15 protein-coding genes are annotated in these 15,775 nt (G+C 45.6%); 5 read left to right on the top strand and 10 right to left on the bottom strand.

Annotation, left to right across the window (positions count from 1 at the left end):
• Positions 1-132 precede the first annotated feature (132 nt).
• Complete coding sequence (locus tag IPJ71_00525) at positions 133-2,277, top strand: serine hydrolase (protein ID MBK7842170.1); 2,145 nt, start codon at positions 133-135, stop codon at positions 2,275-2,277.
• A 135-nt stretch (positions 2,278-2,412) separates the two neighbouring features.
• Positions 2,413-4,029, top strand: coding sequence for a protein kinase (locus IPJ71_00520; GenBank protein ID MBK7842169.1), 1,617 nt, complete (start codon positions 2,413-2,415; stop codon positions 4,027-4,029).
• Here IPJ71_00520 and IPJ71_00515 read toward each other — a convergent pair.
• The 4 genes from IPJ71_00515 to IPJ71_00500 form a co-directional block, all read right to left on the bottom strand.
• Positions 4,012-4,278, bottom strand: a complete 267-nt coding sequence (locus IPJ71_00515; protein MBK7842168.1) for a hypothetical protein — start codon at positions 4,276-4,278, stop codon at positions 4,012-4,014. The genes IPJ71_00520 and IPJ71_00515 overlap by 18 nt on opposite strands.
• On the bottom strand, positions 4,271-4,756 hold the full coding sequence (locus IPJ71_00510; protein MBK7842167.1) for a sigma-70 family RNA polymerase sigma factor: 486 nt from the start codon (positions 4,754-4,756) through the stop codon (positions 4,271-4,273). The genes IPJ71_00515 and IPJ71_00510 overlap by 8 nt, the downstream gene beginning before the upstream one ends.
• Before the next feature lie 76 nt (positions 4,757-4,832).
• Positions 4,833-5,309: a hypothetical protein gene (locus IPJ71_00505; GenBank protein MBK7842166.1), complete on the bottom strand. Its 477-nt coding sequence runs from the start codon at positions 5,307-5,309 to the stop codon at positions 4,833-4,835.
• Between the two features lie 46 nt (positions 5,310-5,355).
• Entirely contained in the window at positions 5,356-7,020 is a 1,665-nt protein-coding gene (locus IPJ71_00500; GenBank protein ID MBK7842165.1) for a hypothetical protein, read from the bottom strand.
• A 378-nt stretch (positions 7,021-7,398) separates the two neighbouring features.
• Between IPJ71_00500 and IPJ71_00495 the strand changes: the two genes are divergently transcribed.
• Both IPJ71_00495 and IPJ71_00490 read left to right on the top strand, forming a co-directional pair.
• A complete protein-coding gene (locus IPJ71_00495; protein MBK7842164.1) occupies positions 7,399-8,700 on the top strand; it encodes a NupC/NupG family nucleoside CNT transporter in 1,302 nt (433 codons plus the stop codon).
• Positions 8,697-9,740, top strand: a complete 1,044-nt coding sequence (locus IPJ71_00490; GenBank protein ID MBK7842163.1) for a hypothetical protein — start codon at positions 8,697-8,699, stop codon at positions 9,738-9,740. Before IPJ71_00495 ends, IPJ71_00490 begins: the two co-directional genes overlap by 4 nt.
• A 24-nt stretch (positions 9,741-9,764) precedes the next feature.
• Here IPJ71_00490 and IPJ71_00485 read toward each other — a convergent pair whose 3' ends face one another.
• The 6 genes from IPJ71_00485 to IPJ71_00460 all read right to left on the bottom strand — a co-directional run bounded on the left by IPJ71_00485 (position 9,765) and on the right by IPJ71_00460 (position 14,087).
• A complete protein-coding gene (locus tag IPJ71_00485; GenBank protein ID MBK7842162.1) occupies positions 9,765-10,325 on the bottom strand; it encodes a hypothetical protein in 561 nt (186 codons plus the stop codon).
• A 114-nt stretch (positions 10,326-10,439) separates the two neighbouring features.
• Positions 10,440-10,907 carry a GHKL domain-containing protein gene (locus IPJ71_00480; protein MBK7842161.1) on the bottom strand — a complete coding sequence of 156 codons (468 nt, stop codon included), beginning with the start codon at positions 10,905-10,907 and terminating at the stop codon, positions 10,440-10,442.
• Positions 10,858-11,559, bottom strand: coding sequence for a hypothetical protein (locus IPJ71_00475; GenBank protein MBK7842160.1), 702 nt, complete (start codon positions 11,557-11,559; stop codon positions 10,858-10,860). Before IPJ71_00475 ends, IPJ71_00480 begins: the two co-directional genes overlap by 50 nt.
• A 268-nt stretch (positions 11,560-11,827) precedes the next feature.
• Positions 11,828-12,094 carry a type B 50S ribosomal protein L31 gene (locus IPJ71_00470; protein ID MBK7842159.1) on the bottom strand — a complete coding sequence of 89 codons (267 nt, stop codon included), beginning with the start codon at positions 12,092-12,094 and terminating at the stop codon, positions 11,828-11,830.
• 176 nt (positions 12,095-12,270) lie between these two features.
• A complete protein-coding gene (locus tag IPJ71_00465) occupies positions 12,271-13,221 on the bottom strand; it encodes a hypothetical protein (GenBank protein ID MBK7842158.1) in 951 nt (316 codons plus the stop codon).
• Between the two features lie 56 nt (positions 13,222-13,277).
• On the bottom strand, positions 13,278-14,087 hold the full coding sequence (locus tag IPJ71_00460) for a cyclic nucleotide-binding domain-containing protein (protein MBK7842157.1): 810 nt from the start codon (positions 14,085-14,087) through the stop codon (positions 13,278-13,280).
• Positions 14,088-14,400: 313 nt separating this feature from the next.
• On the opposite strand from IPJ71_00460, the gene IPJ71_00455 reads away from it, so the two are divergent.
• The gene (locus tag IPJ71_00455; GenBank protein MBK7842156.1) at positions 14,401-15,765 is read left to right on the top strand and encodes a glutamine synthetase; all 1,365 of its coding nucleotides are present in this window, start codon (positions 14,401-14,403) and stop codon (positions 15,763-15,765) included.
• The last annotated feature ends 10 nt before the right edge of the window (positions 15,766-15,775 follow it).

Below are 15,775 nucleotides of genomic sequence, written 5' to 3'. Positions count from 1 at the left end.
TATGCTCATTTTCTCCCCTTAGAATCAATCACTTACCGAGATTTCTCATTTTGAGATTTTTTTTGGCCGGTAGTTGGAACGAACTGAGGCCCTCAAACGTCTTATTGGCAAATGAAGAGGGAGGGATATCCAATGGAAACAATATTACTTAGAATGTCTATGCTCATGTTGATGGCTTCATGCGCAAATCCTGGAAGTCCAATCAAAACCTCGAGTCCCCAGGAGATCGAGCAAACCAATTCAGAACTCGGAGAATCGATAGATCTTGGGTATGCCAAAAAAATCGCGGATATCTCCTACCACACCGAACCGGTATCAGATCCACGGTACAATAAACTCGACGTCTATTTCCGGAACACAAGCGAAAGGAAGCCCGTTGTTATGTATGTTCATGGAGGAGGCTGGGCAGGCCCTGGGGTCGTCGATGGAGACAAGGCTAACTTAGAGAAAAATGTGGAGCTTCCTAAATCCCTCCTTGAAAATGGATATGTGATCGCAAGTATCAACCGACGAGCACTTAATCTGCAACTCAGTGCCACAGGCGCAAATTCAGATAAAGTCACCTATGAAGAACAGGCCGTGGATGTCGCGCGAGCAGTGAAATGGATAAGCCTCAATGCAGAAAAATTTGGAGGAGATAGCTCTCGCATAGTTCTGCTTGGCTTCTCCTCGGGGGCTCACTTGGTAACTCTCACTGCAAGCAACAAAAGGTACCTTCAGGAACAAGAGGTCAGTCCAGGCAAGATCAAGGCGGTCATTGCTGTCGACTTTCATGCCTATGATATTCCCTTAGCTATCCGCCTGATGGCAGGGACTTCCTTAGAGGAAGAGATCAGTGCCCTAAAAACAATCTTTGGCAAAACAGAAGAAGAGCAAAAAAAGGCTTCTCCCTCTGAATATGTCAGCGATTCAGTCACACCACCAATGCTCCTCTTATCTGCTGGCTTTAAGGATGGAAGTCCACAAAATGTGAGCAATCTAGGGTCTGGCGCTTTTAAGGATAAGTTGCTTTCAGGCAAACGACTGTGTCAGCACCATCATTTTGAGGACAAAGACCACACGCAACTGATATTAGACTATGGCACCGAGAAAAATAATGGGCTATCCTCCGCCGTCATTTCCTTTTTAACCGAACAATTAGCTCCCACAGCTCCAAGAGCTGTCGAGTCCATTCCAGAAAGTTTAAAATCTAAAATTTCCAATATCGTGCTTCCCATGGTCGACCCAACGGGCTCAGACACGACCTTGTCACCCGGATTGGTCGTGGGAATCGTTTCACCAAAGTATTCTGAGGTCCTTGGATTTGGCACCAAAAAATTAGGAGAAAGTGTCACACCTGATGGGGATACATTCTATGCTATTGGATCTGTCTCAAAAATTTTTACCGGCCTTATCCTGGCTCAAGAAGTCGTCTCCAAACGCATGGATCCAAAAATGAATCTCGTGTCCTACTTGAAAGACCCAATCAAATCAGCTTTCTCTCCGACTGTTACGCTTGAGCAAGTCGTCTCCCACACTTCAGGGCTGCCTTCTTTCCCTGAGAATACGATCGCCTTTAGAGACGAAGATGGAGATGGAATTGGTGATGCCATCCTCTGGTCCCCTGCCAGAAATTACGAAAGAAAGCACCTTCTCGCATGTCTTAGAGCTAATGCATGTCGACCGGATCCAGCAACCATCGGAACCTATGTCTATTCAAACCTTGGAATTGGATTGCTCAGCATGGCTCTCGAGGACCATTCTGGCGCTTCAAGCTTTGATATGCTATTAAAAATAAATTTTTCCCGTTCTCTCGGCATGGATGACACGGGCACCAACACACCCTTATTTATAGGAAATACGACGGCTCGCAAGGCGCAGGGTTACCGAGTGCTCACAACAGAGCCAGCGCCACCCCTTTTTGAGCCCGTACCCTTCAGTGACATGGGCTCCTTAGCTGGATCAGGGGAAATCATTTCCACTGCAAATGACATGAATAAACTCTTGGAACACCTGCTTGGGTTGCGGGAATCGCACCTAAAAGACGCCATTGGGCTGGCAACAACGCCTCTCAGCTCAATCGAACCCGATCATTCCATTGGTTACGCTATTGACATTAAGCAAGACGAAACCGGAACGACATTCTATTATAAGGAAGGTGCAACAGCTTCCAGCCGGACCTATATCACGTGGCGCAAAGACCTGAATATCGGGGTTATTGTGATGTCAAACGCAGGTGCTGCCAAAGTGAAACCCATGGCCATCGATATCATTAAAGCGATTGCCAATCCAAATTAGACCAAGGGCGAGTAAGGAGAGGTCAAGAAGGGCAAAAATCCCTCCTCTCCCATCTTGTCCAGGCTGCCGTCCAGCCTACAATCATCCTCAGTTCCTGCGTGCAGACCACTCCACTCTCGTTTAGAATATTATCAAGTGAAAAACATAGGCCGATATCAAGTATTGAGGGAAATTGGCAAGGGTGCTATGGGCAATGTCTATCTTGCCTATGACCCTTATTTGAACATGCAGGTTGCCATCAAGACCCTCCCCCAAAATATACCTGCTGACGAGATTCAACCAGAGGTCTATCGCCGTTTCATAAATGAAGCTCATTATCTCGCCAAAATAAATCACCCCCATGTTGCAAGAATTTTTGATGTTTGTCCCGATGACAAAAATCCCTACATTAGCATGGAATATGTTGATGGCTCGGAACTCACTGTGCTTCTTGAAGAAAATAGGGAAATTGACCTTAAAACATCACTGCGATTAATGATCCAGATTTGCCAAGGTCTACATGCCATACACGCTGCAAATTTGATTCATAGAGATCTTAAGCCCGCAAACATCATGATCGACTCGAATGAAAATATCAAAATAATGGACTTTGGAATTGTTAAAGATCAAAGTTCTCAGCAGCATTTAACCAAGAATCTAACTGGCTCCCCCTGTTCAATGTCTCCAGAACAAATTCGAGGTGACACATTAGATTTGCGTACTGATATTTTTTCCTTGGGGATCATATTCTACCAAATGCTCACAGGAACACATCCCTTCCTCGGAAATACCATGGGCCAGACTTTCTCAAATATATCCTATCTTGAACCACTGCCCCCCTCTCAAATCAACAAAAAATTGCCTTCATCTGTGGATCGAATCATTCTCAAGTGCTTAAAAAAAGCCGCGTCTGATCGATACTCAAACTCTCTATATTTAGAGAAAGAGTTACGAAATGTACAGCTAGGCGATGATAAAAAAAATCAACCAGATCGAATCTCCAAGGGAGTGTTGGCTCTCTCCACACTTGTATTTCTCATCTCAGCCGCCTATTTCTCTCTTTTTCATTGGAGCCCCACTAAAAATAGAGAGCCTGCCAATAGCAGTAGCAATATCCAATCTCATCAGCCAAATCCTGTGAGGAATCCACCAAAACAAAGCAGCCCGATGCAAATTAAAAAAAACCAACCAACCAGAATCCCTTATGTGGACCTCCTGGAAAAATGTCAAGATTACCCATGCAACAAGCTTGACTCCCCCTGCGCTGGTTTGCGCGCGAGAGCTTCAAAAGGTGACCAAAAGTTGAACCTCTCGGTCTGTCATCAAGCGATCAGCGATCGCTTGATGAAAATATCAACAGAATACCCATCCGTATCATGCGGAGATTCAACATGCACTTTCCTGGAAAAGCGGTGCGGGATCTGCAAGGAAGATTGCGGCCATGCTGACTTTAATCCGAACCTCCCAGCATGCATAAATCTTCACATTCCCGAACCACATACTCAAGCTTCAACTCCCCATCGCCAAGAGCAGATTCATGCTGCCCGAATCATCTATGATGATTGCTACTTCAGACTAAATAGCAAAGAGCTGACCACTCCGTCGTTTGCAAAATTGCAGACTGAATGCCTCTTGCTGAAAAAAAATGAAATAATAGAGGAGTGCTCTAACTTCATAAATGAAAAAAATAATGCTGACCTCTCCAGAAAAGCAAGATTTCTGTCATGCATTATCAACGGCGGCCAAATAAAAATTTTAAACAAAAATGAATAACAGGAGGGCCACCAAGAGCAAAATCAAAGAAAGGGCATACCTAAAAGCCACAGAGCGAAGGGCCGTCGAGCGAAAAACAGATTCTCGATCCTTACGAGGAAAATCTACGCTCCCAACCTGAATGCTACTCGAAGTGGCCTTTTGGATTTCCATCCAAATTCTGCCCTTGCTTTCTTCATCCAGTTCAAGAGGATTGAGGGCCATCGATTGACGCAACTCCTTTTCTGCTTTTTCATCAATGTCACTCAACTTCCTTCACCTCCTTTCGCAACTTCTCGAGGAGTCGCGAAATCTTTGATTTCACTGTCCCTTCAGGCAATTCAAGAATGTCAGCTATCTCAGAGTAACTATAGTCATATGTCAATCGGAGGACAACAAGAGCTCTCTCATCAGAGCTTAACTTTTCAAGAATCAATTGGGATCTTTGCTGGTTGGACACCCTTGTTCCAATGGTCGTAACAAATAAGGGGAGAGCCCGACTGAGGGTCGAAATTAGCTCCGATCCTCTGGATCTTCTTCGACGGATTTCGTCAAGGCTCAAATTTGTTGCAACTTTCACAAGCCAATATTTTGGATTCTCTTGCCTTATTTCACTCAATTTTCCAAAATATTTAATAAATGTTTCTTGAACTATCTCTTCCGCAACAGGAACCGATAGAACTATCCGATTTGCAACCGTAAAAACCAATTTTGCGTGTTGCTTATAAAGATCTTCAAAACTTACCATCGAAAGTCTCTACACCTTCCGCTGAGTGCCATAAAGTCGATTGTAATCTATTTTAGTTGGATTGTTCAATGAGAGCTTAACTCTTCCTGGCTTTAGACGGGACTTTATTGGGTGGCAAAATTTCTCTTTTTACCAACTTCCACCCATCGAGCTGAAGAGCGATTATCTTTAAATCAAGTAAATAGGGCTCACAAAAAGGTACTCTCTTTAGGGTTTCCTTCTGCGACTCATTCAAGAGCGGAATTTTGGATGTAACAAGAGAGCCTATCATGATTGGCAACTCCAATAAATAGTTTACTTCCATCCCAAGATCTTCCTCAACTTGGGAACAAGTTGATTTTTCCAGATTGATAGGAAAATAATTTTCGCGATGAAGTGGAGATTCTAAAATAGCCGCAATCTCAATCGCATAGGCTTCAGAAAATTGCTTTAGTTCGCCATCCTTACTCATCGTTACAACTGTGATATCTTGAATAGGCACCGAAGGCGACTGGCCTTCTGCGTTCACCTCAAATCCAAACAATAATGTACTAATCAAAAGAACCCTACGCATAACACCCACACTTCCCAAAATAATGCCCTGGCCAAAAGGCGAAGCCCTATTGGGCTCCGGCTCCTACTGACCCCTCCACTTCACTTGCGCTGCTTGAAACTCCCCTGGCTCCAGAAACACCGGCTAAAGGGCCGCAACCAACCATTGAGCCTTGTTGGCAAAACCGCTGAATGATCGAAGAGTGAACACGAAAGTTGCTCTGACCGTGTGAGCTTGAAATTCGGTATTGATTCGGACCAGAATTTTGAACTTGCATTGTACCACCTGCCAAAGATCCTCCTCCAGTCAAGGATTGGCCAAAAGGTCCACTGCCAGCAGTACCACCACCAGTATTGCCAGTCCCACCGGATCCAGGTGGTACTCCCCCCGGCCCTGCCCCCCCGCTCCCAGTTCCAGCTGTGGCTGGCAAATTCGGAGACAAGCTGTTGCCGCCTGCAAGGTTTGTGCTGCCAAACGCTGCACGATAGGCAAAATAGGAACCATTCGTCGAACACAAGGGATCTCCAGAGCAAACAGCGCAGGAATTGGCTAAGTCCTCAGGCGAGTATTGCCCAGTGAATCCACTCGAAATTTCCCGACAGCTCATACAATTTCCCTTATTAATGCTGTCGCTCTTTGAGCAGTAATTTGCCGCGCTCATCTTGCGGCAAAAGGCAGCATCTGGAACAGGATCTGTCGTCTTGCAATAACTATCCGCAAAGTCCGAACATCCTTCAGCTGCAGGATCCTTGTCACACTTGGCATAAAAAGTACCTTTGCACTCTGTTTTGGTTGCGGACTCAGCCTTTGCGCAATCTGCACTTCCATCACCATCCTTGTCTTCTTCCTCTTTTTTTGCAGCCTCTTCGGCGTCCTTTTTTCCTTCCTCATAGCCTACTTCTTCGCCCGTGTTTTTGCCAAACATGTAGCCCGCAATGCCGCCAACAGCAGCACCAATTCCACCTACGAGCCAGGGACTCATGCTCGAACCTCCACTGCTGTCATTCTGTTGTGTCGAACCTGAACCTCCTCCAAGTTGGTCAAATTTAGATGACCCACCTCCCTCTGAAAGGGCACCACCCGCACCTCCGCCGGCCCCAGATTTTGTCACATCCGCTACTTTTGCAGATCTCGATGCTGCCGAATTCAGGATGTCAGCGTTCCCACCAAGAGCAGCAACCTTTTCTCCAAAGTATTTCCGACAAATCCCCATGCCCTTCTCGGCTCTACCTATGTTCAACTGAATCTGCATTAATGCTGATGATTGCGTAGGCACTCGCGATCGGGCTTCGGAGAGGAATTTAAGAAGTGTCATTTTCGCTTCTCTACAACCAATGAAACATTTGCGCCCCTCAGCAACACAGATATCCGCTGCAATCGAATTCAAATCAGCCCCAAACCCCTCGGCAAAAGTCCCTCCCTGTGCCCCGCCCGATATCCCCTCCGCAGACGACCCTTGGGTTGACAAAATAACTGCCCCTGCCTCAGCCGAAACCTTATTGGTTTCGATAACACATGTTCTATAATGTTCTCCCACCGCAGGTTTTCTACAAATCTCCTCATAGATCTCTGCTCGTTCACCCTCACCTTTTTCGAATACTGGAGGAGCCAGCACATTTTTTCCAGAACCCTCTTCCCCACTGCTGGTTTGAGCCTGGAAGACAAGCCCTGTGGCAACAATTGCAGCTCCAAGAACTCTCATTAAAACCTTACAAAGCAAATCCATTCTCATGAAATCCTCCAAGCCTACAAATACAGTCTCAAACCTTATCCACATCCAAATTCACAGTGTCTTAATCTGCAAAAAAGGGGTAGCCCAGGATGTTCCCGGTTAACAAACGTACATTGATAGAGTGTATCAAAGATAAAGCCAAATATCGTCACATTGGAAGATTCTGTCTCACCTTGAGACACTAAAATATGGAGGAGCCTCTGAATTCAAAGCTTCATAGCCCCCTTTTGGCCCCTGCTCCATAAGTCTTCGTTGAGAACCCGATCGAGAGTTCCCATAAAATTAACTGTGTACTTTGCGAAATTGCGGGTCTAAACAAGATGAGGGCTCTCACAAACCAAGATACAGAGATGTCGAATCCAACGAAGGAAATATATTATGGAACGATGGATAGGTTTTTTTGGTCTAACGGGGTTTATCCTCATTTCCTTTTTTATGTCCGAAAGAAAAGATAAGGTATCTTGGAGACTCGTAGGATGGGGCATGGTCCTTCAAATATTCCTCGCCATCTCTGTCCTCGGTATTCCGGCTCTTGGAATTCCCGGCCCTTTGCGCTTTATTTTTGATATAGCCAATACCGCGATTGTGGCAGCCCTTGATTTCACTGAGGAGGGAAGTCGTTTTGTTTTTGGCGAACTGCTGAATGTTCAAAAATCAGGATTTATTTTTGCTTTTCAGGTCTTGCCCACCATTATTTTTATGGCTTCACTCATGACGGTTCTTTATCATCTCGGCATCATGCAAAAACTTGTAAACGGGATAGCCTACATCATGCAGAAAACCATGGGAATTAGCGGAGCGGAATCTCTTTCGACAGCTGCTAATATCTTCGTCGGGCAGACGGAGGCACCTCTCGTTATCAAGCCCTATGTGGGATCTCTGACTCGTTCCGAACTCTTTGCTGTCATGGTGGGAGGGATGGCCTCTGTTGCGGGCGGAGTGATGGCAGCCTACGTGGGTCTTCTCAAAGACCGCATTCCCGATATTGCAGGCCATCTCCTGACAGCGAGTGTGATGTCGGCCCCGGCCACGATCGTCATTGCCAAACTCATGATTCCCGAGACCATTCACCCCGAAACTTTGGGTAAGCTCCCAAAATCAAGCGAAGAAATGATTGATCGTAATGTGATTGAGGCCGCCGCTCGAGGAGCCAATGAGGGATTGCTCTTAGCTCTCAACGTCGCGGCCATGCTTTTAGCGTTTATTGCACTCATTGCAATGGTGAACGCTTTATTCATTCAATTTGGACATTTGATTGGATTTGACCATTGGGGGATTGGCTCAATTCCAGAGGTTATTCGGGGGAATAAACCGGCAGAACTGAGTTTCCAGGTTATTCTTGGTTGGCTGTTTTCGCCCATCGCGTTTCTCATGGGTGTCCCATGGGCCGAGTGCGGAATGGCCGGAACCTTGCTCGGAGAAAAAATTGTTTTTAATGAGTTCGTCGCCTACTTGCACCTTTCAGAGATTTCTGCACAAGTCAGCCATCGGACGATGATCATCTTGTCTTATGCTCTTTGTGGATTCGCCAATTTTTGCTCCATCGCTATTCAGATTGGCGGCATAGGCGGAATGGCTCCAACAAGAAAATCTGACTTGGCAGAATTGGGAATTCGGTCTGTAATAGCAGGGAGCTTTTCAACCTTTATGACGGCGACAATTGCGGGAATTCTAATTTGATATTACGCAAGCTCATCACAAACCTCATCGTCTTTTCTCGCTCGTGGGAAGCGATACCTTTAAGTCTTTTCGCGACTTTATTTTTTCTGTTTTTTCCCCCTCTGCGAGGAAATGCCGAAGGTTTGGGCTACGATCCCACTTTTGGGGTCTTTCATTGCAGTGATCGAAAGCTCACAATCAACGACCTTCAACCTCATTGGGATAACCTCTCGACTCGAGAACTTAAAACCCAGTGGCATCATGCTAACAAGGATCCAAAATTTGTCGCAGTTGTGACACACGGACTCGATCTTAAATCAGGTACGATGGATGACATCAGAGGAGTTCTTCAAGATTTTGGCGGCGAAGTTCTTCAAGTTGGACTTCCCGGACATCGACTTCTCACAACTGATGAGGGGGTTGAACCTTACGTCAGCTGGGCCGGTCACCTACGAGCTAGCCTCTGCGTCGCAAAAGAACGAGCCAAAGAATTGGGAAATCTACCGAGCTTTTATGTTGGCTTCTCCTTGGGCGGAGCGCTTTACGAAGAGATTCTTTCTCAAAAGATAGAAGACACTTACAGAGCAGATGGCGTGGTCTTGTTCGCCCCAGCTATTTCGCTTAGATTCTATTCATATTTGACTCGTCTGTTTTTTATCTTCGGCGAAGATTTTTCTCTTCCTAGCTTTATCCCCGAACCATATCGGGTCATGTACGGAATAAAAATGAAGAACTTTCGAAGCCTTTTTCGGTTGGTAGATCAACTGCACTCTAACGCCGATCAAAGCTTAAATATTCCAACCCTTGTTTTTATTGATCCATACGATGAACTTGTAAGTCCCTCAGGAATCAGATCTTTTATTGAACAAAATGAACTCTCCGCTTGGACCGTCCGAGAGACCTCGAATAGCACCTCAATCCTTAAGGGCACCTTTCGTCATCTCAACTTTGGAAAAGAATCCTTAGGAGTGAAGTCCTGGATTGAAGTTCGCAGAGAATTGGTCACCCATCTTTTTAAGTCGGCAGGATGGGAGCCCCCATCCTATTCCTACGGCTTTTAGTGTTTTGGGCGACGGAGTCGCCGCTCAGCTGCTAAGCTCTGCTCTGCTCTGCTCGGTCCGACCCCACAACTGTGGGGCCAAAGATTTGACCGCGTACAAGGAACCAAAGAGTGCGAAGCTGAACACAAGATTGCCCAAAAGTTCACTGTGCAAAAAAGGAATTGCCATTACATAGCATTGAACGAATCCCTCCCAAGTCAAAGGATACATCCCTGCAAAAGCCCACACAAAGAAATTTGAAACAAGGAAAAAAACAAGACTCGAGGAAACAACTCCAAAAGGAAGCCGCTTTGCTAGTGTCTTGGCCGCATCACCCCTCAATCCGATCCAATGCCCTATGCCGACTGCCAAAGCAAAACTGATATAAACTGGAACCATTTGGTCATGAAATCCCAAACCAAAATCCGAAATCAATAATCCCAGAAAGGGGACGGCCAATGCGTATTGCCAACGGCGAAAAAATGTTCCTGAAAAAAGGGCCATCGCCATCACAGGAGTGAAGTTAGGTGCGTGCGGAAGCCACCGGCTCATCGCTGCGAAAAACACCAGAACACTCAGAAGCCAGAACCTACGGGATCTTTGCATATTCACATCTCCTTCATCTCAAACTTTGTCTCAAAAATAAAGGAGGCCCTTAACCGAGTCAATGTGAGGCCTTGAAATTGCGCTCTATCGTTGTGCGGCATTACCCCGAGCGAACTAAATACGGCGGAGTATAAGGATAAATTGAGTGTTTGGGCTCAAGTGATTGTATCTAAAATCACCACCCTGGTTCTGCATGTACTTGCGGCACAGGCCTAAGCCAAGGCCTGTTCCTTTACCTGGAGGCTTCGTCGTCACAAAAGGTTCAAAGAGTCTGGAATAAACCTCAGGTGGAAGCCCCTGACCGCTGTCAGAAAACTGAATCTCAAGCTGACTGCCCCTTTCCACAAACTTAATATCAATCCACCTGTCCGCGCGCGATTGCTCGAGAGCATCACATGAATTGCTAACAAGGTTCAGCAAGACCTGAGAAAGGGCCGTTGGTTGCGCCATAACGACCAGGGGCCCTACCCACTGGTGATGTCTCCATTCGATTTCAAGCTTATTGAGTCGAGCTAAACTCAACTCATATATTTCATCGATCAACTGCCCAATATCTATTTTTTCTAGCTTTTTGCCCTTCATGTCCATGTAGGGCGGTCTTTAAAGTCTTCACAATTCGAACAATGCGCGAAACTGTTTGCTCAATTTCCAAACTGATTTTATCAACAATTCCAGAATCAAGCTTTCCGCGATCTGAAAGCATTTTCAAACGCCCTGCCTGCCAGAGAAGAATCGTCAGTGGGTTATTAATTTCATGGGCAATACTTCCGGCCATCTCTCCTACCGAAATAAGGGGAGCACTCTTTTCAAATCGCTCACGAAGCTCCTCAACCAGGCTAGCCTCAGGTTCTCTCCAGGTCACAAACCAGAAGAAAGAACAATAAATAAAGTCTAATTGCACTGGCTTTTCATCAGTTCGCCCTCGCCAAGTCACTTCCTCAAAAAAACTACTTGTCTTTGTCAGAGAAAACTTCAGCGAGTCATTCTTGGGGGGGTCAAGAAATTCTCCAAATCTTGCTCCATTGGTCACTTCGGTCCAGTTCAATTCAGAGAGTTTTTTTTGTGCGCTCTTGCTCATGCCCAAAATTGCACCCGTCGGATCTAATAACAAGGCCGGAAAAGGAAGCTGAGCCAAGATGAATAGGAGTGAATCACGCAACTGTAGAGAGTCACTGTTAGAAAGAAACCGGTCCATTATTTCCAATGAAGCGGCCTGTTTCTTGAATCGTCTCAAAACTCCCACTCCCACTCCCAGACCTTAACCTCAAGAAATTAAAAAACCAAAACTAGAAGAAATAAACAATCCTCATCTAGCTATCGGCAAAATATTTTGTGTTTATAATAAAGTTTGTTTATTATTGGAATAAAATGAAGAAAACCTCAGAAAAGTCAACCATCCCTGAGGGAGAATGCGATGTCCTACCCCAGGTTCAACTCTGGGCTATGACAGAAGCTTCACCCTCCCTTTTGACTGGACAAGTCCGGCCCTGAACCGAGCGAACCTAGTTACCGCCCGCAGCCCCGGTCTTGCGTCCATACTTTTTAGCAAACTTCTCAGCGCGTCCCTCTGTATCAATAAGACGCTGTTTCCCAGTATAGAATGGGTGGGAAGCGCTGGATATATCCACCGTCACAAGAGGATACTCCTTCCCGTCTTCCCATTTGATATTTTCTTTGGATCTGGCTGTCGATAGGGTTTTAAATGAAAAATCACATGAAACGTCTTTGAAAACTACTTCCCGAATTTTTGGATGAATATCTTTTTTCATGGCTTGTACTCTCGATCCGCTCGTTTAATGTTCCTTAAGAATCGCGGCAATCTAACACTATTGATTTGTAAGCGCAACGCCCATTTTAATCTCATCACAAAAGACAAAATATTGAAATTACGCAATAAAATTAATTAGATAAGGGCTTTCTACGGCATCAAGAGGGATTGGCTACCCTATTGTGTGAACAAATGAAAACTGGGAAACTTTTGACCAACACCTCTTGGATCAACATTAAATAGGGCTATCACTTCGGTCTTAAACCCAAGGTGGATATTAAAGACCACCAAATCCGAATTCTCAATAATCTGATGGAGACCACGGCCGCCTCCCCCTTTCGGCACTTTGCCGTCGTGACTCGTTTCCTCTCCTACCCCACCATAGCACTTATCCAAATAATTGAGAATGGTATCGCCATCGAGTGAGCCAAATGGATCCTCGACAGAAATCGCTAAAATCATTCCATCGGTTCCATAACGAAGAGAAGCCTGATGTTCAGGACTTAAAGAAACCGATTCAAGGCGGGAAAGATGGTTATAGAGGCTCTTTCCATCTTTGCCCACGGGAGCATCATAGATCGCGTTCATTAACATCTCCTCAAGCGCTGTGGCAACCCGATCTCTCACTGTTCGACGTATTCCAAGCTTCTCAAAGTGGAGGTTCATATCTTCAATTAATTGATCCCTCTTGTCGCTCCTTGAAACGGCAACACTCTTCAAGTCAGAACCCCAAGCCAAATATTTGCTCACCCCAAAGATATCACCGCTCGCTAGCTTAGCGACTGAAGTCACAATATTCTTTATAGTAAAAGTGCGATCATTTTCATCTCGAGAGACAATATGCGGCATCACTTTATGCTCCCTCAGAGCTGGGAGATACTGATCAATGCGATCAGAGGTCATGAAAACCATTTGTATAGAGGGATTTAAGGCCTGAGATAAATCGCAAAGCTCAAGCATTTCAGCTGATACGAATAGTATATCATAGGATTTCCCAGACAGGGCCGCCTTCCCCTCCTCAATATTTGAAGCTATGTCCAACTCAACCCCTGTCCCCCCTAGAGCCATTTTGGCGAGCATCTGATACTTCATGTTAGATTCTGCCAGAAGAACTCTTTTGCTCTTCATGGCCTTTTGTGAAGAATAGATTGAAACCACGGGTTCTAATAAATTAAGTACATCACTCAACTCATGGGAGGCCGTTTTAATGAGATCCTGTTGACTCCCCCCACACTGTTTTGCTCGATCTGAATCAAAGTCATCTGCAGGGGAATCAATGAATTCTTATAAAGTTCTTCCAACTTTTGAAAGGTTAACTCCCGAGTAAAATACAACTCCTCCATTTTTTTATGGCTTGCCATCAATTCAGCATTTTGCTGTTCAAGCTTTTGATGCGATTTCTGCAGATCTTGGGTGCGCTTATTTAAATCGAGAGTTCGACTGGCCACTTTGAGTTCTAAGCCCTTATTGACTTCACGCAGATCGTCTTGAGCCTGAGTTAGCTTTGTCGTTAGATCTTCAAAATATTTGGCCTTTTGATTCGTTACTCTTAATTTATTCGAAAGATCATGGGCGTAAACACGGAACAAGGCATGTTGAAATCCATCACTGCTCGTACCCTCTAAGGCCAGAAAATCCTTTCCTCTCAAAATTAAAATCTGCGATTCCATCTCAGCCGTAATGGTGGCTGCTACGGCTTGATGCGTAATAACGCTCATTTCACCCACCAAGTCGCCCTTTTTATCCAATCTCGCAACGACACCACCATCGACCGAGACTGATAACCTGCCTGACAGAAGAATAAAAAGATCTGTATTTATTTGTCCTTGAGTCAAAATAACTGATCCCGTTGAAACTGTCTTAATCTGAACTTCACGACCCAATTTATCAAGAAGGTGATCAGGAAAATGCTTGAAGAAATGCAGATCTCTCAAAATAGAGGAGGGCGCAGTTGCATCCTGAACTGAATCTAATTTTTTTGCCCCACGACTCATCAGTTATCCTGTTCTTTGACCGCGCTTCGCAAAACTCACATAGAGTCATCCATTCTATCGACCCTTTTTTTCTGTCTCCTTAGTTAAATGTCCGAGAATGCTCACTTTCCAAAACAGCCCCCCGCGATTCAGGCCTTTGGTCGATATAACGTGGCGCTTCATTTTCATTCAACTCGTCAAATTCTGAGCTCTTTTACACCTGGACGGCCCCCTCATTTTTTACTATCTTTATCTGGTCTCACGCCGCAACGAACTGTCAAATCAAACTCGTCATTTGTCCATCTTGTACTGTTCGCAATAAGAGGAGGTCACCTTGAATGATACCAGTCAAAAGGAAATTCTAGAAAAAGTTCGCCAGTCACCCTCTCACAAGGTGAAGGTAGCTGTAACAGACATTGACGGGGTCTTGCGCGGAAAATACCTCCACAAGGAGAAGTTCTTCTCTGCCATTGAAAATGGCTTTGGTTTTTGCAATGTTATTTTTGGATGGGATGTGGCAGATGCCGTCTACGATAACGTGCGCTTCACAGGCTGGCACACCGGCTATCCCGACGCCCTTGTTGAGTTGGACCTATCTACCTACAGGGAAGTGCCCTGGGATAATAATATCCCGTTTTTTCTTGGTCATTTTCTCGATGAGCAGCAGCAACCCCTTCGCGTTTGTCCGCGACAATTGCTCAGATCTGTGATTAAGCGAGCAGCGGCCCTTGGATTTTTCCCGCGCGTTGGATTGGAATTTGAGTGGTTTAATTTTCGAGAAACTCCCCAATCCCTCCATGACAAGAATTTTGATCAACCCGAACCTCTCACACCTGGAATGTTTGGGTATTCTCTTCTCAGAACAGGTTTTGAAAACGAATACGTCAATGCCCTCATGGATGAAATGGAAGCCTTTCAGATTCCACTTGAAGGTTTTCATACTGAGACTGGTCCGGGGGTCTATGAAGCCGCGATCAGTGTGACCGACGCGTTGACCGCTGCTGACCGAGGCGTTCTCTTCAAAAGCGGAGCAAAGGAGATTGGATGCCGCTTTGGAATCATTCCCTCATTCATGGCAAAATGGAATGAAAAACTAGCTGGGTGCTCAGGGCATATTCACCAGAGTCTTTGGTCTATCGATGAAAAACAGAACGTTTTTTATGATCCAAAAAGCACCAATAAAATGTCAAAAGTATTTAAACACTACTTAGCTGGCCAAACGCACTGCCTGCCAGAAATCCTACCCCTCTTCGCTCCCAATGTGAACAGCTACAAGCGCCTCGTTGAGGGACATTGGGCTCCGACTCGGGCCAACTGGGGTCTCGACAATCGAACAGCTGCCTTCCGCGTGATATCTGGCCGCCCCACATCGACCCGCCTCGAAACCCGAGTTGGCGGGGCCGATATTAATCCTTACTTGGCCGTTGCAGCTGCAATCGCCAGCGGCCTCTACGGAATCCAAAATGAGCTCACACTGCAACCTGAAGTCACCGGAAACGGATACGGCGATACCGAATCAACTCGCCTGGCGAACAATCTTTATCAAGCTACCAACAATATGGCTCGTTCAAGTATAGCCTTTGAGTTGTTCGGTGAAGATTTCGTCAGCCACTTCACTTCGACACGACACTGGGAATGGAGAAGGTCCCAATCAGTTGTAACGGACTGGGAGCGTCGCCGCTACCTCGAAATTATTTAATCACCTGAGG

Source organism: Bdellovibrionales bacterium, from assembly GCA_016714165.1.
In the GTDB taxonomy this organism is placed as follows: domain Bacteria; phylum Bdellovibrionota; class Bdellovibrionia; order Bdellovibrionales; family UBA1609; genus JADJVA01.
Note: the sequence above shows the minus strand (reverse complement) of the source record. Positions and strands in the feature narration are given on the sequence as shown.

What these genes read in the sequence shown, in the direction of transcription:
- IPJ71_00495 (MBK7842164.1), top strand. Translation starts at nt 7,399, where the DNA reads ATGGAACGATGGATAGGTTTTTTTGGTCTAACGGGGTTTATCCTCATT.
- IPJ71_00480 (MBK7842161.1), bottom strand. Translation starts at nt 10,907, where the DNA reads ATGAAGGGCAAAAAGCTAGAAAAAATAGATATTGGGCAGTTGATCGAT.
- IPJ71_00465 (MBK7842158.1), bottom strand. Translation starts at nt 13,221, where the DNA reads ATGAAGAGCAAAAGAGTTCTTCTGGCAGAATCTAACATGAAGTATCAG.
- IPJ71_00500 (MBK7842165.1), bottom strand. Translation starts at nt 7,020, where the DNA reads ATGAGAATGGATTTGCTTTGTAAGGTTTTAATGAGAGTTCTTGGAGCT.
- IPJ71_00505 (MBK7842166.1), bottom strand. Translation starts at nt 5,309, where the DNA reads ATGCGTAGGGTTCTTTTGATTAGTACATTATTGTTTGGATTTGAGGTG.
- IPJ71_00525 (MBK7842170.1), top strand. Translation starts at nt 133, where the DNA reads ATGGAAACAATATTACTTAGAATGTCTATGCTCATGTTGATGGCTTCA.
- IPJ71_00460 (MBK7842157.1), bottom strand. Translation starts at nt 14,087, where the DNA reads ATGAGTCGTGGGGCAAAAAAATTAGATTCAGTTCAGGATGCAACTGCG.
- IPJ71_00470 (MBK7842159.1), bottom strand. Translation starts at nt 12,094, where the DNA reads ATGAAAAAAGATATTCATCCAAAAATTCGGGAAGTAGTTTTCAAAGAC.
- IPJ71_00485 (MBK7842162.1), bottom strand. Translation starts at nt 10,325, where the DNA reads ATGCAAAGATCCCGTAGGTTCTGGCTTCTGAGTGTTCTGGTGTTTTTC.
- IPJ71_00510 (MBK7842167.1), bottom strand. Translation starts at nt 4,756, where the DNA reads ATGGTAAGTTTTGAAGATCTTTATAAGCAACACGCAAAATTGGTTTTT.